Annotated in this window: 28 protein-coding genes; all 28 read left to right on the top strand. The window is 43.5% G+C overall.

The features are described from left to right. Positions 1-4 precede the first annotated feature (4 nt). Entirely contained in the window at positions 5-739 is a 735-nt protein-coding gene (locus ACZ07B_RS02390) for a hypothetical protein (protein WP_464876862.1), read from the top strand. A 180-nt stretch (positions 740-919) separates the two neighbouring features. Beyond that, positions 920-2,398, top strand: coding sequence for a stage IV sporulation protein A (spoIVA, locus tag ACZ07B_RS02385; protein WP_003230572.1), 1,479 nt, complete (start codon positions 920-922; stop codon positions 2,396-2,398). Positions 2,399-2,770: 372 nt separating this feature from the next. After that, positions 2,771-3,049 carry a non-specific DNA-binding protein Hbs gene (gene hbs / locus ACZ07B_RS02380; protein WP_003153447.1) on the top strand — a complete coding sequence of 93 codons (279 nt, stop codon included), beginning with the start codon at positions 2,771-2,773 and terminating at the stop codon, positions 3,047-3,049. Between the two features lie 187 nt (positions 3,050-3,236). Further along, positions 3,237-3,809 carry a GTP cyclohydrolase I FolE gene (gene folE / locus ACZ07B_RS02375; RefSeq protein ID WP_003225516.1) on the top strand — a complete coding sequence of 191 codons (573 nt, stop codon included), beginning with the start codon at positions 3,237-3,239 and terminating at the stop codon, positions 3,807-3,809. A 21-nt stretch (positions 3,810-3,830) separates the two neighbouring features. Further along, positions 3,831-4,058 carry a trp RNA-binding attenuation protein MtrB gene (gene mtrB / locus ACZ07B_RS02370; RefSeq protein WP_003230576.1) on the top strand — a complete coding sequence of 76 codons (228 nt, stop codon included), beginning with the start codon at positions 3,831-3,833 and terminating at the stop codon, positions 4,056-4,058. A 163-nt stretch (positions 4,059-4,221) separates the two neighbouring features. Continuing rightward, positions 4,222-4,977, top strand: coding sequence for a heptaprenyl diphosphate synthase component 1 (gene hepS / locus ACZ07B_RS02365; RefSeq protein ID WP_134157224.1), 756 nt, complete (start codon positions 4,222-4,224; stop codon positions 4,975-4,977). Positions 4,978-4,983: 6 nt separating this feature from the next. After that, positions 4,984-5,685, top strand: coding sequence for a demethylmenaquinone methyltransferase (gene menG, locus ACZ07B_RS02360; RefSeq protein WP_003230580.1), 702 nt, complete (start codon positions 4,984-4,986; stop codon positions 5,683-5,685). A 25-nt stretch (positions 5,686-5,710) separates the two neighbouring features. Continuing rightward, positions 5,711-6,673: a heptaprenyl diphosphate synthase component II gene (gene hepT / locus ACZ07B_RS02355; protein ID WP_003246013.1), complete on the top strand. Its 963-nt coding sequence runs from the start codon at positions 5,711-5,713 to the stop codon at positions 6,671-6,673. Positions 6,674-6,788: 115 nt separating this feature from the next. Continuing rightward, entirely contained in the window at positions 6,789-7,238 is a 450-nt protein-coding gene (gene ndk / locus ACZ07B_RS02350) for a nucleoside-diphosphate kinase (RefSeq protein WP_010886554.1), read from the top strand. Positions 7,239-7,474: 236 nt separating this feature from the next. Beyond that, entirely contained in the window at positions 7,475-8,245 is a 771-nt protein-coding gene (gene cheR / locus ACZ07B_RS02345) for a protein-glutamate O-methyltransferase CheR (RefSeq protein ID WP_464876861.1), read from the top strand. A gap of 74 nt (positions 8,246-8,319) precedes the next feature. Beyond that, positions 8,320-9,492, top strand: a complete 1,173-nt coding sequence (gene aroC / locus ACZ07B_RS02340) for a chorismate synthase (protein WP_004398727.1) — start codon at positions 8,320-8,322, stop codon at positions 9,490-9,492. Continuing rightward, positions 9,492-10,580 (top strand): 3-dehydroquinate synthase, encoded by a 1,089-nt coding sequence (gene aroB / locus ACZ07B_RS02335; protein ID WP_086344017.1) that lies wholly within the window; start codon positions 9,492-9,494, stop codon positions 10,578-10,580. The genes aroC and aroB overlap by 1 nt, the downstream gene beginning before the upstream one ends. Further along, the gene (aroH, locus tag ACZ07B_RS02330; RefSeq protein ID WP_004398675.1) at positions 10,577-10,960 is read left to right on the top strand and encodes a chorismate mutase; all 384 of its coding nucleotides are present in this window, start codon (positions 10,577-10,579) and stop codon (positions 10,958-10,960) included. The genes aroB and aroH overlap by 4 nt, the downstream gene beginning before the upstream one ends. A 216-nt stretch (positions 10,961-11,176) precedes the next feature. Then, positions 11,177-12,724 carry an anthranilate synthase component I gene (gene trpE, locus ACZ07B_RS02325; protein ID WP_464876860.1) on the top strand — a complete coding sequence of 516 codons (1,548 nt, stop codon included), beginning with the start codon at positions 11,177-11,179 and terminating at the stop codon, positions 12,722-12,724. Next, positions 12,696-13,712 (top strand): anthranilate phosphoribosyltransferase, encoded by a 1,017-nt coding sequence (gene trpD / locus ACZ07B_RS02320; RefSeq protein WP_014480124.1) that lies wholly within the window; start codon positions 12,696-12,698, stop codon positions 13,710-13,712. Before trpE ends, trpD begins: the two co-directional genes overlap by 29 nt. After that, positions 13,705-14,457 carry an indole-3-glycerol phosphate synthase TrpC gene (trpC, locus tag ACZ07B_RS02315; RefSeq protein WP_464876859.1) on the top strand — a complete coding sequence of 251 codons (753 nt, stop codon included), beginning with the start codon at positions 13,705-13,707 and terminating at the stop codon, positions 14,455-14,457. The genes trpD and trpC overlap by 8 nt, the downstream gene beginning before the upstream one ends. Before the next feature lie 4 nt (positions 14,458-14,461). Then, the gene (locus tag ACZ07B_RS02310) at positions 14,462-15,109 is read left to right on the top strand and encodes a phosphoribosylanthranilate isomerase (RefSeq protein ID WP_024573431.1); all 648 of its coding nucleotides are present in this window, start codon (positions 14,462-14,464) and stop codon (positions 15,107-15,109) included. Continuing rightward, complete coding sequence (gene trpB / locus ACZ07B_RS02305; protein ID WP_024573432.1) at positions 15,090-16,292, top strand: tryptophan synthase subunit beta; 1,203 nt, start codon at positions 15,090-15,092, stop codon at positions 16,290-16,292. Before ACZ07B_RS02310 ends, trpB begins: the two co-directional genes overlap by 20 nt. Further along, positions 16,285-17,088: a tryptophan synthase subunit alpha gene (trpA, locus tag ACZ07B_RS02300; RefSeq protein ID WP_129092500.1), complete on the top strand. Its 804-nt coding sequence runs from the start codon at positions 16,285-16,287 to the stop codon at positions 17,086-17,088. Before trpB ends, trpA begins: the two co-directional genes overlap by 8 nt. 10 nt (positions 17,089-17,098) lie before the next feature. After that, positions 17,099-18,181 carry a histidinol-phosphate transaminase gene (gene hisC, locus ACZ07B_RS02295; protein WP_464876858.1) on the top strand — a complete coding sequence of 361 codons (1,083 nt, stop codon included), beginning with the start codon at positions 17,099-17,101 and terminating at the stop codon, positions 18,179-18,181. A gap of 48 nt (positions 18,182-18,229) precedes the next feature. After that, a complete protein-coding gene (locus ACZ07B_RS02290; RefSeq protein ID WP_014480118.1) occupies positions 18,230-19,345 on the top strand; it encodes a prephenate dehydrogenase in 1,116 nt (371 codons plus the stop codon). 10 nt (positions 19,346-19,355) lie between these two features. After that, complete coding sequence (gene aroA, locus ACZ07B_RS02285; RefSeq protein WP_015251819.1) at positions 19,356-20,642, top strand: 3-phosphoshikimate 1-carboxyvinyltransferase; 1,287 nt, start codon at positions 19,356-19,358, stop codon at positions 20,640-20,642. A 334-nt stretch (positions 20,643-20,976) separates the two neighbouring features. Continuing rightward, complete coding sequence (locus tag ACZ07B_RS02280; protein ID WP_464876857.1) at positions 20,977-22,248, top strand: tetratricopeptide repeat protein; 1,272 nt, start codon at positions 20,977-20,979, stop codon at positions 22,246-22,248. Positions 22,249-22,319: 71 nt separating this feature from the next. Then, complete coding sequence (locus tag ACZ07B_RS02275) at positions 22,320-22,859, top strand: ReoY family proteolytic degradation factor (RefSeq protein WP_015251820.1); 540 nt, start codon at positions 22,320-22,322, stop codon at positions 22,857-22,859. Positions 22,860-22,913: 54 nt separating this feature from the next. Further along, entirely contained in the window at positions 22,914-23,360 is a 447-nt protein-coding gene (locus ACZ07B_RS02270; RefSeq protein WP_041337728.1) for a YpiF family protein, read from the top strand. Between the two features lie 142 nt (positions 23,361-23,502). Then, positions 23,503-24,006 carry a ubiquinol-cytochrome c reductase iron-sulfur subunit gene (locus ACZ07B_RS02265; RefSeq protein ID WP_003230627.1) on the top strand — a complete coding sequence of 168 codons (504 nt, stop codon included), beginning with the start codon at positions 23,503-23,505 and terminating at the stop codon, positions 24,004-24,006. 1 nt (position 24,007) lies between these two features. Then, positions 24,008-24,682, top strand: coding sequence for a menaquinol-cytochrome c reductase cytochrome b subunit (gene qcrB, locus ACZ07B_RS02260; protein WP_003225560.1), 675 nt, complete (start codon positions 24,008-24,010; stop codon positions 24,680-24,682). A 34-nt stretch (positions 24,683-24,716) separates the two neighbouring features. Then, the gene (locus ACZ07B_RS02255; RefSeq protein WP_134157208.1) at positions 24,717-25,484 is read left to right on the top strand and encodes a menaquinol-cytochrome c reductase cytochrome b/c subunit; all 768 of its coding nucleotides are present in this window, start codon (positions 24,717-24,719) and stop codon (positions 25,482-25,484) included. Positions 25,485-25,584 lie beyond the last annotated feature (100 nt).

Here is a 25,584-nt window from a genome sequence, read left to right as displayed (position 1 = left end):
CTGTATGGGTAAACTGAAGTGCGCAATCATTTTTGCGGCAGTCGTGTTTTTATCCGGATGTTTATATCCAAATGAACGGAAAAGCAGTGTGCATGCCATTCCTTATCAAGACCAGCTAAAGCAGGTTCAATCTGCTGTTGATGAATTTCAAAAGGCAAATGGAGGGCTGCTTCCCATTCAAACCAAAGATATGTCGACACCGTTATATCAAAAATATCCGATAGACTTTAACCGGTTAGCGCCAATATACATAGCTGAACCTCCAAGTACGGCATTTGAAAGCGGGGGAGACTATCAATACGTGCTTGTTGACGTAGAGAACGATCCGACTGTTAAATTAATTGATCTAAAGATGGCAGAAAAAATTCGCGATGTGAAATTACGCATCCAAATGTATCGTCAGGAGCATCAATATCCGCCTTACAAAGATGTGCTATCTCGTGATTTATTTACACTCGATGAGAAGAAGCTTGGGGATGGAAGCTCTCTTACAGTGACAAGCCCAATCTCAGGGAATTCCTTGCCGCTTATGATTGACGGAGACGGAGAAATATATGCTGATTACCGGACTGAGCTGGCTTCTTGCCTCAAAAAAAGCAAGAAAACGTTTAAACCCGGGACTGAAATCCAGGATATGATTTGGCAGGAAACCCCCTTTGTCCCCGCGTTTTCTGTAAAATATACGGTAAATGACAAACAGGAACCTGTTTTTTTAGAAAATGATATGAAAAAGGAATGAACCTTTCTCCCTTGCATACAAATAGGGAGAAAGGTTTTTTTATATTAATAGATTGAGGATGAGAAATTTTCTAAAGATGTCATATTCAAATAGGACAACGTCATACACATATAGTGTCCTGTGTTTGATTGAAAGAGCTTAATAAAATTGAAAAGGATAGGAAGTCCGGGAGGGGATCACTTGGAAAAGGTCGATATTTTCAAGGATATCGCTGAACGAACAGGAGGCGATATATACTTAGGAGTCGTAGGTGCTGTCCGTACAGGAAAATCCACGTTCATTAAAAAATTTATGGAGCTTGTGGTGCTCCCGAATATCAGTAACGAAGCAGACCGGGCCCGAGCGCAGGATGAACTGCCGCAGAGCGCAGCCGGCAAAACCATTATGACTACAGAGCCTAAATTTGTTCCGAATCAGGCGATGTCTGTTCATGTGTCAGACGGACTCGATGTGAATATAAGATTAGTAGATTGTGTAGGTTACACAGTGCCCGGGGCTAAAGGATATGAAGATGAAAACGGGCCGCGGATGATCAATACGCCTTGGTACGAAGAACCGATCCCATTTCATGAGGCTGCTGAAATCGGCACTCGAAAAGTCATTCAAGAACACTCGACCATCGGAGTTGTCATTACGACAGACGGCACCATTGGAGATATCGCCAGAAGTGACTATATAGAGGCTGAAGAAAGAGTCATTGAAGAGCTGAAAGAGGTTGGCAAACCTTTTATTATGGTCATCAACTCAGTCAGGCCGTATCACCCGGAAACGGAAGCCATGCGCCAGGATTTAAGCGAAAAATATGATATCCCGGTATTGGCAATGAGTGTAGAGAGCATGCGGGAATCAGATGTGCTGAGTGTGCTCAGAGAGGCCCTCTACGAGTTTCCGGTGCTAGAAGTGAATGTCAATCTCCCAAGCTGGGTAATGGTGCTGAAAGAAAACCATTGGCTGCGTGAAAGCTATCAGGAGTCCGTGAAGGAAACGGTTAAGGATATTAAACGGCTCCGGGACGTAGACAGGGTTGTCGGCCAATTCAGCGAGTTTGAATTCATTGAAAGTGCCGGATTAGCCGGAATTGAGCTGGGCCAAGGGGTGGCAGAAATTGATTTGTACGCGCCTGATCATCTATATGATCAAATCCTAAAAGAAGTTGTGGGCGTCGAAATCAGAGGAAGAGACCATCTGCTTGAGCTCATGCAAGACTTTGCCCATGCGAAAACAGAATATGATCAAGTGTCTGATGCCTTAAAAATGGTCAAACAGACGGGATACGGCATTGCAGCGCCTGCTTTAGCTGATATGAGTCTCGATGAGCCGGAAATTATAAGGCAGGGCTCGCGATTCGGTGTGAGGCTGAAAGCTGTCGCTCCGTCGATCCATATGATCAAAGTCGATGTCGAAAGCGAATTCGCCCCGATTATCGGAACGGAAAAACAAAGTGAAGAGCTTGTACGCTATTTAATGCAGGACTTTGAGGATGATCCGCTCTCCATCTGGAACTCCGATATCTTCGGAAGGTCGCTGAGCTCAATTGTGAGAGAAGGGATTCAGGCAAAGCTGTCATTAATGCCTGAAAACGCACGGTATAAATTAAAAGAAACATTAGAAAGAATCATAAACGAAGGCTCTGGCGGCTTAATCGCCATCATCCTGTAATACCGGTAGACCTCTTTATAGAATGGGAGGTCTTTTTTCTTTGCTCTTAATAATGGAAAAGGATCAAGGAATAGGATGAAAAAAGTAAAAAAAGGAATATTTGTTCGGTAAATCACCTTAAATCCTTGACGAGCAAGGGATTGACGCTTTAAAATGCTTGATATGGCTTTTTATATGTGTTACTCTACATACAGAAATTCTTCACTTTGTTGGACAAACATTCCTCAGAGTGCAGTTTTTCTTAAAAGCCGTTTAATTGTCTTTCTCTTACTTGCTCTCATTTTTTTCTGAGACAGGTTTAGAATCAGACTGAACTGTGAAGAAATGATAATAAACGAACTGAATGTATCCTTTTGGGAGGAGGTGAAAGGCATGAACAAAACAGAACTTATCAATGCGGTTGCAGAAGCAAGCGAATTGTCTAAAAAAGACGCTACAAAAGCAGTTGACTCTGTTTTTGATACGATCTTAGATGCACTTAAAAACGGTGATAAAATCCAACTGATCGGTTTTGGTAACTTCGAGGTGCGTGAACGTTCTGCACGTAAAGGACGCAACCCTCAAACAGGTGAAGAAATCGAAATTCCAGCAAGCAAAGTACCTGCTTTCAAACCAGGTAAAGCGCTTAAAGACGCAGTTGCCGGAAAATAATTGTGAATATAGATCGTGTATGCATCTAGCTTACATACACTTTATTTTTTCACAGAAAAGCCCCTTTCTAAGGGGCTTTTCATATTTCAAGAGCATGGGCTTCCTGACAGGGCATTCACTTTGCTTTTAGCGGGGCATATGTGCTAGAATCGAAATTAAATGTATTCATTGGTGGAGGACATAGAACATGAAAGAAGTTAATAAAGAGCAAATCGAACAAGCTGTTCGTCAAATTTTAGAAGCGATCGGAGAAGACCCGAATAGAGAAGGGCTTCTTGATACTCCGAAAAGAGTCGCAAAGATGTATGCCGAAGTATTCTCCGGCTTGAATGAAGATCCAAAAGAACATTTCCAGACTATCTTCGGTGAAAACCATGAGGAGCTTGTTCTTGTAAAAGATATCGCGTTTCATTCTATGTGTGAGCATCACCTTGTTCCCTTTTATGGAAAAGCACATGTTGCATATATCCCGCGAGGCGGAAAGGTCACAGGACTCAGCAAACTGGCACGTGCCGTTGAAGCCGTTGCAAAGCGCCCGCAGCTTCAGGAACGCATCACTTCTACAATTGCAGAAAGCATCGTAGAAACGCTTGATCCGCATGGCGTAATGGTAGTGGTTGAAGCGGAACATATGTGCATGACGATGCGCGGTGTAAGAAAACCGGGTGCGAAAACTGTGACTTCAGCAGTCAGAGGCGTTTTTAAAGATGATGCCGCTGCCCGTGCAGAAGTATTGGAACATATTAAACGCCAGGACTAATAAAGATAGAGGGTGCTATAAATGAACCAAAAGCATTCAAGTGATTTTGTCGTCATTAAAGCCGTTGAGGACGGAGTGAATGTGATCGGCCTGACAAGAGGAACAGACACAAAGTTTCACCATTCCGAAAAACTCGACAAGGGAGAAGTGATCATCGCTCAGTTTACAGAGCATACTTCTGCCATTAAAGTCAGAGGAGAGGCACTGATTCAAACCGCGTACGGAGAAATGAAAAGCGAAAAAAAATAAGCTGGCTGTCCCCGCTGTTAAAAGCAAATGCTCGCAAACAGCGGGAGGATACAGCCAATTTCTTTTTTTTATGCTATAATGATACCTGCGTAAGCGAATGAAAAGATAAAGCTCATACATAGATTAAGAAATAAATGTGAATTTGGGGACAAGGGTGATATTTTTGCAAGACATCTACGGAACTTTAGCCAATCTGAACACGAAATTAAAACAAAAGCTGTCTCATCCTTATTTAGCGAAGCATATTTCTGCGCCGAAAATTGATGAGGATAAGCTTCTTCTTTTTCATGCTTTATTTGAAGAAGCTGACATAAAAAACAACGACAGAGAAAATTATATTGTAACAGCGATGCTTGTACAAAGCGCCCTTGATACCCATGATGAAGTGACGACAGCTAGAGTCATAAAACGAGACGAAAACAAAAACCGCCAATTGACTGTTCTCGCGGGCGATTATTTCAGCGGGCTGTACTACTCTTTACTATCTGAAATGAAGGATATCTACATGATTCGGACGCTTGCTACAGCCATTAAAGAAATCAACGAACATAAAATTCGTCTATATGACCGTTCTTTCAAGGACGAAAACGATTTTTTCGAAAGTGTCGGCATCGTTGAATCAGCTTTATTTCATCGTGTGGCGGAACACTTCAACCTCCCGCGCTGGAAAAAGCTGTCGGCTGATTTTTTTGTATTTAAGCGGCTTATGAACGGAAATGATGCATTTCTGGATGTGATCGGCAGTTTTATACAGCTGGGAAAAACAAAAGAAGAGATATTAGAAGATTGTTTTAAAAAAGCGAAAAACAGTATTGAGTCACTTCTGCCTCTAAATTCACCTATTCAGAACATTTTAATAAACCGTCTGAAGACAATCAGCCAAGATCAAACCTATCATCAGAAAGTGGAAGAAGGGTAAACCATTATGCAGGACTCAAAAGAACAGCGCGTACACGGAGTATTTGAAAAAATATATAAAAACTATGACCAAATGAACTCTGTCATCAGTTTTCAGCAGCATAAAAAATGGCGCGACAAAACGATGCGCATCATGAATGTAAAAGAAGGCGCAAAAGCACTTGATGTCTGCTGCGGAACGGCTGACTGGACGATCGCTCTTGCAAAAGCGGCCGGCAAAAGCGGCGAGATCAAGGGCTTGGATTTCAGTGAAAATATGCTGAGTGTCGGCGAGCAGAAAGTAAAAGACGGCGGATTCAGCCAAATTGAACTGCTGCACGGAAATGCGATGGAGCTTCCTTTTGATGATGATACATTTGATTATGTCACCATTGGCTTCGGACTCCGCAATGTCCCTGATTACTTGACTGTACTGAAAGAGATGAGACGTGTAGTGAAGCCGGGCGGGCAGGTGGTATGTCTGGAAACGTCCCAGCCGGAAATGTTCGGATTTAGACAGGCTTACTTTATGTACTTTAAGTATATTATGCCGTTTTTCGGGAAACTGTTTGCGAAGAGCTATAAAGAATATTCTTGGCTTCAAGAATCAGCCAGAGATTTCCCTGGAATGAAGGAACTGGCAGGCCTGTTTGAAGAGGCGGGCCTGAAAAATGTTAAATATCATTCGTTTACTGGCGGAGTCGCTGCCACGCATATCGGATGGAAATGAAAACACAGATGTTTGGGTGAATGATATGAAATTTAAAATGGCCTACTCTTTTTTAAATGACGATATTGATGTAATCGAAAGAGAACTTGAACAAACCGTACGTTCCGATTACCCGCTTTTAAGCGAGGCAGGTCTTCACCTGCTACAGGCCGGAGGGAAACGTATTCGGCCTGTTTTCGTGTTGCTTTCCGGCATGTTTGGCGATTACGATATTAATAAGATTAAATATGTCGCCGTCACTCTGGAAATGATTCACATGGCATCTTTGGTTCATGATGATGTCATTGATGATGCGGAGCTTCGCCGAGGAAAACCGACAATCAAAGCAAAGTGGGACAATCGTATTGCGATGTACACAGGCGATTATATGCTTGCGGGATCTCTTGAAATGATGACGAGAATTAACGAACCGAAAGCCCATAGGATTTTGTCACAGACGATCGTTGAAGTTTGTCTAGGGGAAATTGAGCAGATCAAAGACAAATACAACATGGAACAAAATCTCAGAACGTATCTCCGGCGTATCAAAAGAAAAACGGCTCTCTTGATCGCGGTCAGCTGCCAGCTTGGTGCCATCGCGTCTGGAGCTGATGAGAAGATTCATAAGGCATTGTACTGGTTTGGGTATTACGTCGGCATGTCTTATCAGATTATTGATGATATTCTTGATTTTACTTCAACTGAAGAAGAACTGGGTAAACCCGTTGGAGGAGATTTGCTTCAAGGAAACGTCACATTGCCAGTGCTGTATGCCCTGAAAAATCCTGCATTAAAAAACCAGCTTAAATTGATTAACAGTGAGACAACGCAGGAACAGCTTGAACCAATCATTGAAGAAATCAAAAAAACAGATGCAATTGAAGCATCTATGGCAGTAAGCGAAATGTATCTGCAGAAAGCTTTTCAGAAATTAAACACGCTTCCTCGAGGGCGCGCACGCTCGTCTCTTGCAGCCATCGCAAAATATATCGGTAAAAGAAAATTTTAATTTTTGTAGATATTAAGAAATTTCTCCGCCCCGGATTGATTAATTATCAGAAAGATGTTACGATTTCGGTGTGCAGTGTGAAAGCCTATACATACATAATGATGGGGTGGAGAATATGATGGAAAAGACTTTTATCATGGTGAAACCAGACGGTGTCCAACGTCAGCTCATTGGGGACATTTTATCTAGATTCGAACGTAAGGGCTTACAATTAGCTGGCGCCAAGTTAATGAGAGTGACTGAACAAATGGCTGAGAAACACTACGCCGAACATCAAGGAAAGCCTTTCTTCGGAGAGCTCGTTGAGTTTATTACTTCAGGACCTGTATTCGCAATGGTGTGGGAAGGCGAAAATGTCATTGAAGTGACGAGACAGCTGATCGGGAAAACAAACCCTAAAGAAGCTTTACCTGGTACGATTCGTGGGGATTATGGCATGTTTGTCGGAAAAAACATCATCCACGGCTCTGATTCTCTCGAAAGTGCAGAACGCGAGATTAACATTTTCTTTAAGAATGAAGAATTAGTATCATATCAGCAGCTTATGGCAGGCTGGATCTATTAATCATTGTGAAAATAAGTAACAGAGCCGGCATCATATAACGCCGCCGGTTTTTGATCTGTTTTGTAAAGGTTTACATTAAAGTGAATAAAGGGTTGAATGGCAGTGTGCATCAGACCTCTGCCTTTCCCAACGATCTAAAATCAGCTGAAAAGCTGATTTTTTTATTGAAACAATACAATTTCCTGATAAAACAAGCTATACTAGGACAAAAAGACAGCGAGACTGGGAGAGTAGAGATGGATACATACAGCGTATTTACAACGAAATGGAAACAATTAACCGGAGTCGATTTGACACTATATAAAGAAGCACAAATGAAGAGAAGGCTAACGTCACTTTATGAGAAAAAGGGGTTCCAAAGCTTTAAGGACTTTGCGACGGCATTGGAAAAGGATCAAGCTCTCTTAAATGAAACATTGGACAGAATGACGATCAATGTTTCAGAATTTTATCGTAATTATAAAAGGTGGGAAGTTCTTGAGACTGCAATTCTGCCGTTAATCAAGACCTCTAGGCCTTTAAAGATTTGGAGTGCCGCCTGCTCAACGGGGGAGGAGCCATACACGCTTGCCATGCTTTTGGACCAGCAAAAAGGTCTTCCGGGCTATCAGATTTTGGCGACGGATATTGATGAAAAAGCATTGGAAAAAGCGAAAAAAGGCGTTTATCAGGAGCGGTCTTTACAGGAAGTGCCGCTATCTGTGAAAGATCGTTATTTTACGCAAAACGCAAATAGAAGTTATGAAGTAAAACCGGAAATCAAAAAGAATATTACATTCAAAAAGCACAATTTGCTGGCGGATCGTTATGAACAAGACTTTGACTTAATCGTGTGCCGCAATGTATTTATTTATTTTACAGAAAGCGCGAAGGAAGAACTGTATTTAAAAATGGCACATAGCTTGAAGAAGAATGGAGTTCTTTTTGTCGGCAGCACCGAGCAAATCTTCAACCCCGAGAAATTTGGCCTAGTCCCAGCCGATACATTCTTTTATCAAAAAAGATAGACTGACTTTTTGCTGAAAAATATGTTATAGTAGTCTTACTTAAAAGCGTTAATGCGATGAAGGGAGAAGAAGTCATGAGATATTTAACAGCCGGAGAATCACACGGCCCCCAACTGACAACCATTATTGAGGGTGTACCTGCCGGGCTTTACATAACGGAGGAAGATATCAATTTTGAGCTTGCCAGACGCCAAAAAGGACACGGCCGCGGCCGCCGCATGCAGATCGAAAAAGACCAGGCCAAAATTATGAGCGGGGTGCGCCATGCACGTACACTCGGTTCACCAATTGCTCTCGTAGTTGAAAATAACGATTGGAAGCATTGGACAAAAATCATGGGCGCCGCTCCAATTACAGAAGATGAAGAAAAGGAAATGAAGCGCCAGATTTCAAGACCTAGACCTGGGCACGCTGACTTAAACGGTGCAATTAAATATAATCATCGTGATATGAGAAATGTGCTTGAGCGTTCTTCAGCAAGGGAAACAACTGTCAGAGTGGCGGCAGGGGCTGTAGCTAAAAAGATTCTTTCTGAGCTTGGCATTAAGGTGGCGGGCCACGTGTTGCAAATTGGCGCTGTTAAAGCTGAAAAAACAGAATATACGTCAATTGAAGACCTGCAGCGCGTAACGGAAGAGTCTCCTGTCAGATGCTACGATGAAGAGGCAGGCAAAAAAATGATGGCTGCCATTGATGAAGCAAAGGCAAACGGAGATTCCATCGGCGGAATAGTAGAAGTCATTGTCGAGGGAATGCCGGTAGGCGTGGGCAGCTATGTCCATTATGACCGCAAGCTGGATAGCAAGCTTGCTGCGGCTGTTCTGTCAATTAACGCATTTAAAGGTGTGGAATTCGGCATCGGATTTGAGGCAGCAGGGCGAAATGGAAGCGAAGTCCATGACGAGATCATTTGGGACGAGGAAAAAGGATACACCCGTGCTACTAACAGACTTGGAGGACTGGAAGGCGGCATGACGACAGGAATGCCAATCGTTGTCCGCGGAGTCATGAAGCCGATTCCGACTTTGTATAAACCGCTGAAAAGTGTCGATATTGAAACGAAAGAACCGTTTTCCGCCAGCATAGAACGTTCAGACAGCTGTGCTGTTCCTGCGGCAAGTGTAGTCGCTGAAGCGGCTGTCGCTTGGGAAATTGCGAACGCAGTCGTTGAACAATTCGGATTAGATCAAATTGACCGCATTAGAGAAAATGTGGAGAATATGAGAAAACTGTCGAGGGAATTTTAATGAAGACACTGCATGTTCAAACTGCTTCCTCGTCATATCCTGTTTTTATCGGACAAGGTATCAGAAAAAAGGCTTGCGAACTATTAACCTCTTTAAACAGGCCTTTAACAAGGATTATGCTTGTCACGGATGAAGAAGTAGACCGCCTGTATGGTGATGAAATACTTCATTTGCTGCAAGATAAATGGCCTGTGAAAAAAGTGACGGTACCGAGTGGAGAGCAGGCAAAATCCATGGACATGTACACAAAATTGCAGAGTGAAGCGATTCGTTTTCATTTGGATCGCTCCTCATGCATCATCGCATTCGGTGGCGGTGTTGTAGGAGATCTTGCCGGTTTTGTGGCAGCCACTTTTATGCGCGGCATTGATTTCATTCAAATGCCTACAACGCTTTTGGCACATGACAGCGCAGTCGGAGGAAAAGTAGCCGTGAACCATCCGCTTGGAAAAAATCTAATCGGTGCGTTTTATCAGCCGAAAGCCGTGCTCTATGATACAGATTTCCTGCGTTCTCTGCCTGAAAAAGAGCTTAGGTCCGGAATGGCAGAAGTGATTAAACACGCTTTTATCTATGACAGAGCGTTTCTGGAGGAGCTGCTGAATATCCACTCACTGCGTGATATCACTAATGATCAGCTGAATGACATGATTTTTAAAGGCATTTCAATTAAAGCGTCTGTCGTTCAGCAGGATGAAAAAGAAGAGGGGATAAGAGCTTACTTAAACTTTGGGCATACGCTCGGTCATGCCGTTGAGGCGGAATATGGATACGGGCAGATCACTCACGGTGATGCCGTAGCCCTCGGAATGCAGTTTGCTTTATATATAAGCGAAAAGACTGTAGGCTGTGAAATGGACAGAAAACGTTTGGTCAGCTGGCTAAAAAGCCTGGGTTATCCAAGTCAAATCAGAAAAGAGACGGAAACTTCGGTTCTCTTGGACCGTATGATGAATGATAAGAAAACCCGTGGCGGGAAGATTCAGTTTATTGTGCTCAACGAATTAGGGAAAGTTGCTGATCATACATTTTCCAGAAATGAACTTGAGAGCTGGCTGAACAAATGGCGATTGGAGGAGACATCATGATGATTCGCGGAATTCGCGGAGCAACTACAGTTGAACGGGATACTGAAGAAGAAATTTTACAAAAAACAAAACAGCTGTTAGAGAAAATCATAGAAGAAAATCATACAAAACCGGAAGATGTTGTTCAAATGCTTCTTTCGGCTACACCTGACTTGCACGCTGTTTTCCCGGCAAAAGCTGTTCGCGAGCTTTCAGGATGGCAGTATGTACCGGTAACATGTATGCAGGAAATGGACGTAACGGGCGGTCTGAAAAAGTGCATAAGAGTCATGATGACGGTCCAGACAGATGTCCCTCAGGATCAGATCAGACATGTATATTTAGAAAAAGCCGTCGTATTGAGGCCCGATTTATCATTGACAAAAAATACTGAATTGTAATACGATAAGAATAGCTTAGAAATACACAAGAGTGTGTATAAAGCGATTAGAATGAGTTGAGTTAGAGAATAGGGTAGCAGAGAATGAGTTTAGTTGAGCTGAGACATGTATGTTTATTCTACCCAAAAGAAGTCTTTCTTTTGGGTTTATTTGTTATATAGTATTTTATCCTCTCATGCCATCTTCTCATTCTCCTTGCCATAAGGAGTGAGAGCAATGAATTTCCAATCAAACATTTCCGCATTTTTAGAGGACAGCTTGTCCCACCACACGATACCGATTGTGGAGACCTTCACAGTCGATACACTGACACCCATTCAAATGATAGAGAAGCTTGACAGGGAGATTACGTATCTTCTTGAAAGCAAGGACGATACATCCACTTGGTCAAGATATTCGTTTATCGGCCTGAATCCATTTCTCACAATTAAAGAAGAGCAGGGCCGTTTTTCGGCCGCTGATCAGGACAGCAACTCTCTTTACACAGGAAATGAACTAAAAGAAGTGCTGAACTGGATGAATACCACATACAAAATCAAAACACCTCAGCTTGGCATTCCTTTTGTCGGCGGAGCTGTCGGGTACTTAAGCTATGATATGATCCCGCTGATTGAGCCTTCTGTTCCTTCGCATAGAAAAGAAACAGACATGGAAAAGTGCATGCTGTTTGTTTGCCGGACATTAATTGCGTATGATCATGAAACCAAAAACGTCCACTTTATCCAATATGCAAGGCTCACTGGAGAGGAAACAGAAAACGAAAAAATGGATGTATTCCATCAAAATCATCTGGAGCTCCAAAATCTCATCGAAAAAATGATGGACCAAAAAAACATAAAAGAGCTGTTTCTCTCTGCTGATTCATACAAGACACCCAGCTTTGAGACGGTATCTTCTAATTATGAAAAATCGGCTTTTATGGCTGATGTAGAAAAAATCAAAAGCTATATAAAAGCAGGCGATATCTTCCAGGGTGTTTTATCACAAAAATTTGAGGTGCCGATAAAAGCAGATGCTTTTGAGTTATACCGAGTGCTTAGGATCGTCAATCCTTCGCCGTATATGTATTATATGAAACTGCTAGACAGAGAAATAGTCGGCAGCTCTCCGGAACGGTTAATACACGTTCAAGACGGGCACTTAGAAATCCATCCGATTGCCGGTACGAGAAAACGCGGTGCAGACAAAGCTGAAGATGAGAGACTGAAGGTTGAGCTCATGAATGATGAAAAAGAAAAAGCGGAGCATTACATGCTCGTTGATCTTGCCCGAAACGATATCGGCAGAGTAGCAGAGTATGGTTCAGTTTCTGTGCCGGAGTTCACAAAAATTGTTTCCTTTTCACATGTCATGCACATTATCTCGGTGGTTACAGGCCGATTGAAAAAAGGGGTTCATCCTGTCGATGCACTGATGTCTGCTTTCCCGGCGGGGACTTTAACAGGCGCACCCAAAATCCGTGCCATGCAGCTTTTGCAAGAGCTCGAGCCAACACCGAGAGAGACATACGGAGGATGTATTGCCTACATTGGGTTTGACGGGAATATCGACTCTTGTATTACGATTCGCACGATGAGTGTAAAGAACGGCGTTGCATCGATACAGGCAGGTGCTGGCATTGTTGCTGATTCTGTTCCGGAAGCCGAATACGAAGAAAGCTGTAATAAAGCCGGTGCGCTGCTGAAAACGATTCATATTGCAGAAGACATGTTTCATAGCAAGGAGGATAAAGCTGATGAACAGATTTCTACAATTGTGCGTTGACGGAAAAACCCTTACTGCCGGTGAGGCTGAAACGCTGATGAATATGATGATGGCAGCGGAAATGACTCCTTCTGAAATGGGTGGTATATTGTCAATTCTTGCTCATCGGGGGGAGACGCCAGAAGAGCTTGCGGGTTTTGTGAAGGCAATGCGGGCACACGCTCTTACAGTCGATGGACTTCCTGATATTGTTGATACATGCGGAACAGGGGGAGACGGTATTTCCACTTTTAATATCTCAACGGCCTCGGCAATTGTTGCCTCGGCAGCTGGCGCGAAAATCGCTAAGCATGGCAATCGCTCTGTCTCTTCTAAAAGCGGAAGCGCTGATGTTTTAGAGGAGCTAGAGGTTTCTATTCAAACCACTCCCGAAAAGGTCAAAAGCAGCATTGAAACAAACAACATGGGATTTCTTTTTGCGCCGCTTTACTATTCGTCTATGAAACATGTAGCAGGTACTAGAAAAGAGCTAGGTTTCAGAACGGTATTTAATCTGCTTGGGCCGCTCAGCAATCCTTTACAGGCGAAGCGTCAGGTGATTGGGGTCTATTCTGTTGAAAAAGCTGGACTGATGGCAAGCGCACTGGAGACGTTTCAGCCGAAGCACGTTATGTTTGTATCAAGCCGTGACGGTTTAGATGAGCTTTCAATTACAGCACCGACCGACGTGATTGAATTAAAGGACGGAGAGCGCCGGGAATATACCGTTTCACCCGAAGATTTCGGTTTCACAAATGGCAGACTTGAAGATTTACAGGTGCAGTCACCGAAAGAGAGCGCCTATCTCATTCAGAATATTTTTGAAAATAAAAGCAGCAGTTCCGCTTTATCTATTACGGCTTTTAATGCGGGAGCTGCGATTTACACGGCGGGAATTACCGCCTCACTGAAGGAAGGAACGGAGCTGGCGTTAGAGACGATTACAAGCGGAGGCGCTGCCGCGCAGCTTGAACGACTAAAGCAGAAAGAGGAAGAGATCTATGCTTGAAAAAATCATCAAACAAAAGAAAGAAGAAGTGAAAATACTGGTTTTGCCGGTAGAGCAGCCTTTCGAGAAACGTTCATTTAAGGAGGCGCTGGCAAGCCCGAATCGGTTTATCGGGTTGATTGCCGAAGTGAAGAAAGCATCGCCGTCAAAAGGGCTTATTAAAGAGGATTTTGTGCCTGTTCAGATTGCAAAAGACTATGAAGCTGCGAAGGCAGATGCGATTTCCGTTTTAACAGACACCCCGTTTTTTCAAGGGGAAAACAGCTATTTATCAGACGTAAAGCGTGCTGTTTCGATTCCTGTACTTAGAAAAGATTTTATTATTGATTCTCTTCAAGTAGAGGAATCAAGAAGAATCGGAGCGGATGCCATATTGTTAATCGGCGAGGTGCTTGATCCCTTACACCTTCATGAATTATATCTTGAAGCAGGTGAAAAGGGGATGGACGTGTTAGTGGAGGTTCATGATGCATCAACGCTAGAACAAATATTGAAAGTGTTCACACCCGACATTCTCGGCGTAAATAATCGAAACCTAAAAACGTTTGAAACATCTGTAAAGCAGACAGAACAAATCGCATCTCTCGTTCCGAAAGAATCCTTGCTTGTCAGCGAAAGCGGAATCGGTTCTTTAGAACATTTAACATTTGTCAATGAACATGGGGCGCGAGCTGTACTTATCGGTGAATCATTGATGAGACAAACTTCTCAGCGTAAAGCAATCCATGCTTTGTTTAGGGAGTGAGGTTGTGAAGAAACCGGCATTAAAATATTGCGGTATTCGGTCACTAAAGGATTTGCAGCTTGCGGCGGAATCACAGGCTGATTACCTAGGATTTATTTTTGCTGAAAGCAAACGAAAAGTATCTCCGGAAAATGTGAAAAAATGGCTGAACCAAGTTCGTGTCGAAAAACAGGTTGCAGGTGTTTTTGTTAATGAATCAATAGAGACGATGTCACGTATTGCCAAGAGCTTGAAGCTCGACGTCATTCAGCTTCACGGTGATGAAAAACCGACGGATGCTGATGCTCTTCGCAAGCTGACTGGCTGTGAAATATGGAAGGCGCTTCACCATCAGGATAACACAACTCAAGAAATAGCCCGCTTTAAAGATAATGTTGACGGCTTTGTGATTGATTCATCTGTAAAAGGGTCTAGAGGCGGAACTGGTGTTGCATTTTCTTGGGAATGTGTGCCGGAATATCAGCAGGCGGCTATTGGTAAACGCTGCTTTATCGCTGGCGGCGTGAATCCGGATAGCATCACAGGCCTATTGAAATGGCAGCCAGAAGGAATTGACCTTGCCAGCGGAATTGAAAAAAACGGACAAAAAGATCAGAATCTGATGAGGCTTTTAGAAGAAAGGATGAATCGATATGTATCCATATCCGAATGAAATAGGCAGATACGGTGATTTTGGAGGAAAGTTTGTTCCGGAAACACTCATGCAGCCGTTAGATGAAATAGAAACAGTATTTAAACAAATCAAGGATGATCCCGCTTTTCGTGAAGAGTATTATAAGCTGTTAAAGGACTATTCCGGACGGCCGACTGCATTAACATACGCTGATCGAGTCACTGAATACTTAGGCGGCGCGAAAATCTATTTGAAACGAGAAGATTTAAACCATACAGGTTCTCATAAAATCAATAATGCGCTAGGTCAAGCGCTGCTTGCTAAAAAAATGGGCAAAACGAAAATCATTGCTGAAACCGGTGCCGGCCAGCATGGCGTAGCCGCTGCAACAGTTGCAGCCAAATTCGGCTTTTCCTGTACAGTGTTTATGGGTGAAGAGGATGTTGCCCGCCAGTCTCTGAACGTTTTCCGCATGAAGCTTCTTGGAGCGGAGGTAGTGCCTGTAACAAGTGGAAACGGAACATTGAAGGATGCCACAAATGAGGCGATCCGGTACTGGGTTCAGCATTGTGAGGATCACTTTTATATGATTGGATCAGTTGTCGGCCCGCATCCTTATCCGCAAGTGGTCCGTGAATTTCAAAAAATGATCGGAGAGGAAGCGAAGGATCAGTTGAAACGTATTGAAGGCACTCTGCCTGATAAAGTAGTGGCATGTGTAGGCGGAGGAAGCAATGCGATGGGGATGTTTCAGGCATTTTTAAATGAAGATGTTGAACTGATCGGCGCTGAAGCAGCAGGAAAAGGAATTGATACGCCTCTTCATGCCGCCACTATTTCGAAAGGAACCGTAGGGGTTATTCACGGTTCATTGACTTATCTCATTCAGGATGAGTTCGGGCAAATTATTGAGCCCTACTCTATTTCAGCCGGTCTCGACTATCCTGGAATCGGTCCGGAGCACGCATACTTGCATAAGAGCGGCCGTGTCACTTATGACAGTATCACTGATGAAGAAGCGGTGGATGCATTAAAGCTTTTGTCAGAAAAAGAGGGGATTTTGCCGGCAATCGAATCTGCCCATGCGTTAGCGAAAGCATTCAAACTCGCCAAAGGAATGGATCGCGGTCAACTCATTCTCGTCTGTTTATCAGGACGGGGAGACAAGGATGTCAACACATTAATGAATGTATTGGAAAAAGAGGTGAAAGCCCATGTTTAAATTGAATCTTCAACCATCAGAAAAATTGTTTATCCCGTTTATTACGGCGGGCGATCCAGTTCCTGATGTTTCGATTGAACTGGCGAAGTCACTCCAAAAAGCAGGCGCCACAGCATTGGAGCTTGGTGTTGCATACTCTGACCCGCTTGCAGACGGTCCGGTGATCCAGCGGGCTTCAAAGCGGGCACTTGATCAAGGAATGAATATCGTAAAGGCAATCGAATTAGGCGGAGAAATGAAAAAAAACGGAGTGAATATTCCGATTATCCTCTTTACGTATTATAATCCTGTGTTACAATTGAACAAAGAATACTTTTTCGCTTTACTGCGGGAAAATCATATTGACGGTCTGCTTGTTCCGGATCTGCCATTAGAAGAAAGCAACAGCCTTCAAGAGGAATGTAAAAGCCATGAGGTGACGTATATTTCTTTGGTTGCGCCGACAAGCGAAAGCCGTTTGAAAACCATTATTGAACAAGCCGAGGGGTTCGTCTACTGTGTATCTTCTCTGGGTGTGACCGGTGTCCGCAATGAGTTCAATTCATCCGTGTACCCGTTCATTCGGACTGTGAAGAATCTCAGCACTGTTCCGGTTGCTGTAGGGTTCGGTATATCAAACCGTGAACAGGTCATAAAGATGAATGAAATTAGTGACGGTGTCGTAGTGGGAAGTGCGCTCGTCAGAAAAATAGAAGAATTAAAGGACCGGCTCATCAGCGCTGAAACGAGAAATCAGGCGCTGCAGGAGTTTGAGGATTATGCAATGGCGTTTAGCGGCTTGTACAGTTTAAAATGAGGTGACTGATTTGCGTATCAAAGAACATTTAAAACAGCTGAAGCCTTATCAGCCTGGAAAGCCGATTGAAGCAGTGAAATCAGAATATGGCTTGGATAAAGTGGTGAAGCTTGCTTCAAACGAGAATCCTTACGGCTGTTCAGAGGCTGCAAAAGAGGCGCTTCATCATGAGATTCAACAGCTTGCCCTTTACCCGGACGGGTATAGCGCCGCTTTGCGGACAAGGCTCAGTAAGCACCTCAATGTCAGCGAAACATCACTTATTTTCGGCAACGGTTCTGATGAAATCATACAGATCATCTGCCGGGCATTTTTAAACGATAAAACAAACACGGTTACTGCTGCCCCGACTTTTCCGCAATATAAACATAATGCGGTCATTGAAGGTGCTGAAGTACGTGAAATTGCACTTCGTCCCGACGGCTTACATGATTTAGACGCCATGTTAGAAGCCATAGACGAACAGACACAAGTCGTTTGGATATGCAGCCCGAATAATCCGACTGGCACTTATACATCTGAAGGAGAATTACTCGCATTTCTGGAGCGCGTTCCTTCACGTGTCCTTGTTGTTCTTGACGAAGCATATTATGAATATGTAACAGCAGAGGATTACCCGGAAACCGTGCCGCTCTTAAGCAAGTATTCCAATTTGATGATTTTGCGCACATTTTCAAAGGCATACGGTCTGGCAGCGCTCAGAGTCGGATACGGAATTGCTGACGAGAACCTGATTCGCCAGATTGAGCCGGCGAGAGAGCCGTTTAATACGAGCCGTCTGGGCCAGGCTGCGGCGATTGCCGCTCTTGATGATCAAGCGTTTATTGCTTCCTGTATCGAGCAAAATAATGCAGGCCTTCAGCAGTATTATGATTTTGCGAAAACTCATGGTTTAAAGTGCTACCCTTCACAGACAAATTTTGTGTTAATTGACTTTAAACGTCCTGCTGATGAACTGTTTCAGGCTCTGCTGGAAAAAGGCTATATCGTCCGGTCAGGAAATGCATTAGGTTTCCCGACATCACTCCGGATTACGATCGGAACAAAAGAGCAAAATGAAGAAATACTTGCAATTTTAGCTGAAATTTTATAAGAGGTGATCAAATATCACCTCTTTAGTCTATAAACCAGGTGATGACGTATGAATCAAATGAAAGATACAATATTGCTCGCCGGTCTCGGATTGATAGGCGGTTCGATTGCCCTAGCGATCAAAAAAAATCATCCCGGCAAACGGATTATCGGAATCGACATCTCTGATGAACAGGCGGTAGCGGCATTAAAATTAGGTGTGATAGACGATCGTGCTGATTCGTTTATTAGCGGTGCGAAAGAGGCAGCTACAGTAATCATTGCGACACCTGTCGAACAAACACTGGTTATGCTTGAAGAGCTGGCTCATTCAGGAATTGAACATGAGCTTTTGATTACGGATGTAGGAAGCACAAAGCAAAAAGTGGTTGATTACGCTGATCAAGTGCTGCCTAGCCGCTATCAATTTGTCGGAGGGCATCCGATGGCGGGTTCACATAAATCAGGAGTGGCCGCTGCGAAGGAGTTCCTGTTTGAAAATGCATTTTATATTTTAACGCCAGGCCAGAAAACGGACAAACAAGCTGTGGAACAGTTAAAAAACCTGCTGAAGGGGACGAATGCCCATTTTGTGGAAATGTCGCCGGAGGAGCATGATGGCGTTACAAGCGTAATCAGTCATTTTCCGCATATTGTAGCAGCTAGTCTTGTTCACCAAACCCATCATTCGGAAAACCTGTATCCGCTTGTTAAACGTTTTGCTGCCGGCGGGTTCAGAGATATTACAAGGATTGCATCAAGCAGCCCGGCAATGTGGCGGGATATTTTATTACATAATAAAGATAAAATCTTAGACCGTTTTGATGAGTGGATTCGTGAAATTGACAAGATCCGTACATATGTAGAACAAGAAGATGCGGAAAATCTATTTCGTTATTTTAAAACCGCCAAGGATTATCGCGACGGGCTGCCGCTTCGGCAGAAGGGAGCGATACCTGCATTTTATGATTTATATGTGGATGTACCCGATCATCCGGGTGTGATATCCGAGATAACAGCGATTTTAGCTGCGGAACGCATCAGTATCACGAATATCCGCATTATCGAAACACGAGAAGATATTAACGGGATTTTAAGGATCAGTTTTCAGTCTGATGACGACCGCAAAAGGGCAGAACAATGCATTGAAGCCCGGGCGGAATATGAAACTTTTTATGCTGATTGAGGTGGAAAAAATGAAACGAGAAAAGGTGCAGACCTTACATGGAGAAATACATATTCCCGGTGATAAATCCATTTCTCACCGCTCTGTTATGTTTGGCGCGCTAGCGGCAGGCACAACAACAGTTAAAAACTTTCTGCCGGGAGCAGATTGTCTGAGCACGATTGATTGCTTTAGAAAAATGGGTGTTCACATTGAGCAAAGCGGCAGCGATGTCGTGATTCACGGAAAAGGAATCGATGCCCTGAAAGAGCCAGAAAGCCTTTTAGATGTCGGAAATTCAGGTACAACCATTCGCCTGATGCTCGGAATATTGGCGGGCCGACCTTTTTACAGCGCGGTAGCCGGAGATGAGAGCATTGCGAAGCGCCCAATGAAGCGTGTGACTGAGCCTTTGAAAAAAATGGGGGCTAAAATCGACGGCAGAGCCGGTGGAGAATTTACACCGCTGTCGGTGAGCGGCGCTTCATTAAAAGGCATTGAATATGTATCACCTGTTGCAAGCGCGCAAATTAAATCTGCTGTTTTGCTGGCCGGATTACAGGCTGAGGGCACAACAACTGTCACAGAGCCACATAAATCTCGGGACCACACTGAGCGGATGCTTTCTGCTTTTGGCGTTAAGCTTTCTGAAGATCAAACGAGTGTTTCCATTGCTGGTGGCCAGAAACTGACAGCTGCTGATATTTTTGTTCCTGGAGACATTTCTTCAGCCGCGTTTTTCCTTGCTGCTGGCGCGATGGTTCCAAACAGCAGAATTGTATTGAAAAACGTAGGTTTAAATCCGACTCGGACAGGTATTATTGATGTCCTTCAAAACATGGGGGCAAAACTTGAAATCAAACCATCTGCTGATAGCGGTGCAGAGCCTTATGGAGATTTGATTATAGAAACGTCATCTCTAAAAGCAGTTGAAATCGGAGGAGATATCATTCCGCGTTTAATTGATGAGATCCCTATCATCGCGCTTCTTGCGACTCAGGCGGAAGGAACTACCGTTATTAAGGACGCGGCAGAGCTAAAAGTGAAAGAAACAAACCGTATTGATACTGTTGTTTCTGAGCTTCGCAAGCTGGGTGCTGAAATTGAACCGACAGCAGATGGAATGAAGGTTTATGGCAAACAAACGTTGAAAGGCGGCGCTGCAGTGTCCAGCCACGGAGATCATCGAATCGGAATGATGCTTGGTATTGCTTCCTGTATAACGGAGGAGCCGATTGAAATCGAGCACACGGATGCCATTCACGTTTCTTATCCAACCTTCTTCGAGCATTTAAATAAGCTTTCGAAAAAATCCTGAAGTTTTACTTCAGGATTTTTTATGCAGATCATAATTTGAGGCAAAAAAACATAGCTTGTCTTATAGAGGGGATAGAAAAACGAAAAGGGGGGATGTGCTTTACTTACAAGCCGGCAGGTCAAAGAGCTGCTTTACTGTACAGAGGGCGATCTTCCTTTTTTCATTTTCTATCTCAAGATCTTTTGGTAAACTAATAAGACTCAATAATTCCCTTCCGTACAGAAGCATCTTATTTGCCGGGGGCATTCGTCTGAATTATGATAAGATTAACCCGAACAAATAAAGCTTTTTTGTATGGTTGATGTTGTATAGGAAAAGAAAGGACCGGTCCGATTTGAATACATTGATTCAAGAAGCCATAAAATTAGTTGAAGCAGGTGAAACAGAAAAAGGCCTCAACACGCTCTCGAAGGCTGAAAAACAGCTGCATGATGAAGATAAAGCCATTGCAGCCCAGCTTTATTACGAGTGGGGCGATGTAGAAAAAGCAATTTCACTGATTAGTGATCTACATGATTTATATCCAAATGAAACAGAACTGACGAATTTCTACGCTGAACTTTTAATAGATATTGACGAAGAAGAAAAAGCCCTCGCTGTGCTGGAGACTATTCCGGAAACAGATCCATCATATCCAGAAAGTTTGCTGCTTATGGCGGATCTTTATCAGATGCAGGGGTTATTCGAAGTCAGTGAACAAAAGCTTTTACAAGCAAAGTCCATTCTGGACAATGAACCTGTTATTGATTTTGCACTGGGAGAACTTTACTTTGCTCAGGGAGCCTATGCAAAAGCGGTTCAATATTTTAAAACAACGGCTGAGGAGCAGGGGGAGATCGGAGGCGTTAATGTCCATCAAAGACTGGCAGAATCGTTAAGTGCCTCAGGTGAATTTGAGGATGCCATTCCATGGTACGAGAAAGCTGTCGATGAGAATCCTGATCCTAATACGATTTTCGGCTATGGTTTTACAGCCTTACAGGCGGGGCTTGTGAAAACAGCTATTAAGCAGCTGTCTGATTTAAAGGAGCTTGATCCATCTTATACTTCACTTTATATGCCGCTCTCGAAAAGCTATGAAGCTGAAGGAATGTATGAAGAGGCATTAAAAACGGCAAAAGAGGGTATCAGATATGATGAATATAACAAAGAACTTTTCCTTTATGCCGCCAAAATGGCCTTGAAAATCGGGAAGTCAGAAGAGGGGAAAAAGCTGCTTCAGGAGGCGCTTGCGCTTGATCCGGGCTTTGTCGAGGCGCTTCATACACTTCTTGCCGTGTATCACAAAGAAGAGGATTATGATCAGATCATTGATCTTATTCAAGAGGTTCGAAGCTACGGTGAAGAAGATCCGAAATACAATTGGTATCTTGCAAGCGCATATACTGAATTAGAGCAATACGAGGAAGCAAAACAATCCTTTGAGGCTGCCTATCTTCATTACCGGGAGGATAGAGATTTCTTATATGAATACGCAAGCTTCCTATTAGAAGAAGGCCTTCAAAAAGAAGCGCTGCCGCTTTTGAAAAAGGTTCTTGAAATGGACGGAGCCAATGAAGAGCTGGAAGAAACGATTTTGCGAATCAAGGATGAATTTTCTAGATAAGCAGGAATATTAACCATTCATGTGGAACATATAAGTATATAGATTATACGAACGATAGAGGAGGGAATTACATGCAGACCCCTGTTTCTGTCAATGAGAAAAAAGATTTTATCCGTTGGTTTTTAAACCATTATCAGTTAAAGCGCCGAGAGTGCGTTTGGATCTTGAACTACTTAATGAGCCATGATTCTCTCATGGAGAAGGTTCATTTTGTGGAGCAGGCTGAATTTTGCCCGAGAGGCATTATAATGTCAACACATTGTGTTGAAGAAGTTCCGTTCCGGTTCTATAAAGAGAATGTCATGACTACCGACGCGGAAAAATCTTTTCATGATATTAGATTAAATAAACAGCAGGATTTGTTTATCCAGCTTAATTTCCGTTCGGCTTACAGCTCACCTGAATATGCGGCGGTGCTGGAGTCCAACCCGCATATTCCGAAAAACCTTTTTGAGAATAAAAAAGATCAGGGATTGGCGGAACAGATTTTAGAGCACGCTATTTCCACATTCCAAAGAGAAAAATTATTAAAAGACATTGACGAGGCGTTAGATCGTCATGATAAAGAGGCATTTGAACAATTATCGCGCCAATTAAATCAGCTCACATAATATGACCAGCCTTGCAGTGAATTGCAAGGCTTGTTGCCGTAAAGGGGGAGAACGATGAGGTGGAGAATCACTGATGCCAAGGACTATTTACAAGCTAAGGATTACATTGATACCGCTGTCATACCATTAATTAACATAAGGGTTAATAACCATTTTAAAATGGCGGCGGAGAAAGGCGAGTTTACGCAGCTTCTCTCAGAAGAACTTGAAAGGCAGTTAAAGGGACGGGTATATTTACTTCCACCTTATACATATGTTGATAGAAATGAAATAACCGTTCAAGGGCTTAAGGATTTGCGGGAAGAGCTGATAACGGAATTTCCGCATGTTGTCCTGCTCACATCTGACGAAAGTTGGAGAGCTGAGGATGCGTTAGGCAAAATCATTGTTACACCGTCTGTTCCATTAGAGCATTTAAATGACTCTTTAATAAGAAAAATATTGGATGAACGCACTGCTGAAATTTTGAACGTTTTGTTACAGTTATGGAGCACTTCATAAAAACACTTACATTTCCTTATAAACAATATTTTGGCTATATTGACCTTGCTGAGAGATTCATATATTATGAGGGTGTCTAGAGTTATTGCAATATTTTCTATTTTAGTCAGTTTGCAGGGGTGACCTAGAGGGGGGAGAAGAGATGGGCGGAAAACATGATATATCCAGACGTCAATTTTTGAATTACACGCTCACAGGTGTAGGAGGTTTTATGGCGGCTAGTATGCTCATGCCTATGGTTCGCTTCGCACTCGACCCGGTATTAAAATCGACAGGGAAGCAGGATATGGTTCAGGTTGTCAGCGTTGATGAGTTGACAAAAGAGCCGCAGCGCTTTGATTTTAAAATTAATCAAGTCGATGCCTGGTATGAGTCAGAAGAGTCAAGATCAGCCTGGGTCTTCAAAAACGGGGATGAAATTGTAGCACTTTCGCCAATTTGTAAACATTTAGGGTGTACGGTGAACTGGAATAGTGATCCTAAAAACCCGAATAAATTCTTTTGTCCATGCCATTACGGACTCTATGAAAAGGACGGCACCAATGTCCCTGGCACGCCGCCGCTTGCGCCTCTTGATCATTATGAGCAAGAAGTAAAAGACGGCTTCCTGTATCTTGGAAAAGCAAAGCCTAAGGGGGAAGGGTGACATGCTGAACAAAATTTATGACTGGGTAGACGAGCGGCTTGATATTACACCGATGTGGAGGGATATTGCCGATCACGAAGTACCGGAACATGTGAATCCCGCCCATCATTTCTCTGCGTTTGTGTATTGCTTTGGGGGACTGACGTTTTTTGTAACCGTTATCCAAGTATTATCTGGAATGTTTTTAACGATGTATTATGTGCCTGATATCAAAAATGCCTGGGAATCGGTATATTATTTGCAAAATGAAGTGGCATTCGGCCAGATTGTCAGGGGGATGCACCACTGGGGTGCGAGCCTGGTCATTGTGATGATGTTTTTACATACGCTGAGGGTCTTTTTCCAAGGCGCGTATAAAAAACCGCGCGAGCTGAACTGGATTGTCGGTGTGCTGATCTTTTTTGTTATGCTCGGTCTTGGCTTTACAGGCTACTTGCTTCCTTGGGATATGAAGGCTCTGTTTGCAACAAAAGTCGGGCTGCAGATCGCCGAAGCCACGCCTTTGATCGGAACGCAAGTTAAAACGCTCCTTGCAGGGCATCCGGATATTGTAGGCGCCCAAACGCTGACTAGGTTTTTTGCGATCCATGTATTTTTTCTTCCTGCCGCATTGTTCGGGCTGATGGCTGCACATTTTATTATGATCCGGAAGCAGGGGATTTCAGGACCGCTTTAAACTCTTGATCTGCGAATAAAAGGGAGGGGATGACATGCACCGGGGCAAAGGGATGAAATTTGTAGGCGACTCAAGGATACCGGCTGAAAAAAAGCCGAATATACCGAAGGATTATTCGGAGTATCCCGGTAAAACAGAGGCTTTCTGGCCAAATTTCTTGTTAAAGGAATGGATGGTTGGAGCTGTCTTTCTCATCGGTTTTCTCGTTTTGACGATTGTGCATCAGCCGCCTTTGGAGCGGATGGCGGACCCGACTGATACTGGTTATATTCCGCTGCCGGATTGGTATTTTCTATTCTTATACCAGCTGTTGAAGTATGAATACGCCGCCGGAAGCTTTACAGTGGTCGGCGCCATGATTATGCCAGGTCTCGCTTTTGGGGCCCTGCTTTTGGCTCCATTCCTAGACAGAGGGACAGAAAGAAGGCCGTGGAAGCGTCCGGTCGCTGTCGGTATGATGCTTCTGGCCATTTCCGCTGCTGTATTTTTGACGTGGCAGTCAGTTGCTACTCATGACTGGGCCAAGGCAGAAGAACAGGGGAAAATCACAAAAGAAGCCGACATTGACACCAATGCAGAAGGATATAAGGTCTTTAAGGAACAGGGCTGTATTTCTTGTCATGGGGATAACCTTCAGGGAGGAGCGGCTGGGCCTTCATTGGTTGACACCGGGTTGAAACCGGAAGAAATCAAAAAAATCGCTGTAGAAGGGAAAGGCAAAATGCCGGCGGGTGTGTTCAAAGGAAATGATAAGCAGCTCGAAGAACTTGCAAAATTTATTTCTGAAACAACCGCAAAATAACGTATTGTGAATTGTCAAATGGAAGGATATACTTTTATTATCAAAAGCTGACCCGGCGTCAGCTTTTTTATATGGACATATTATTTTTACAGACTGAGAG

The organism is Bacillus sp. 9.4 (assembly GCF_055486415.1).
This window is presented reverse-complemented; position numbering and strand designations above follow the sequence as displayed.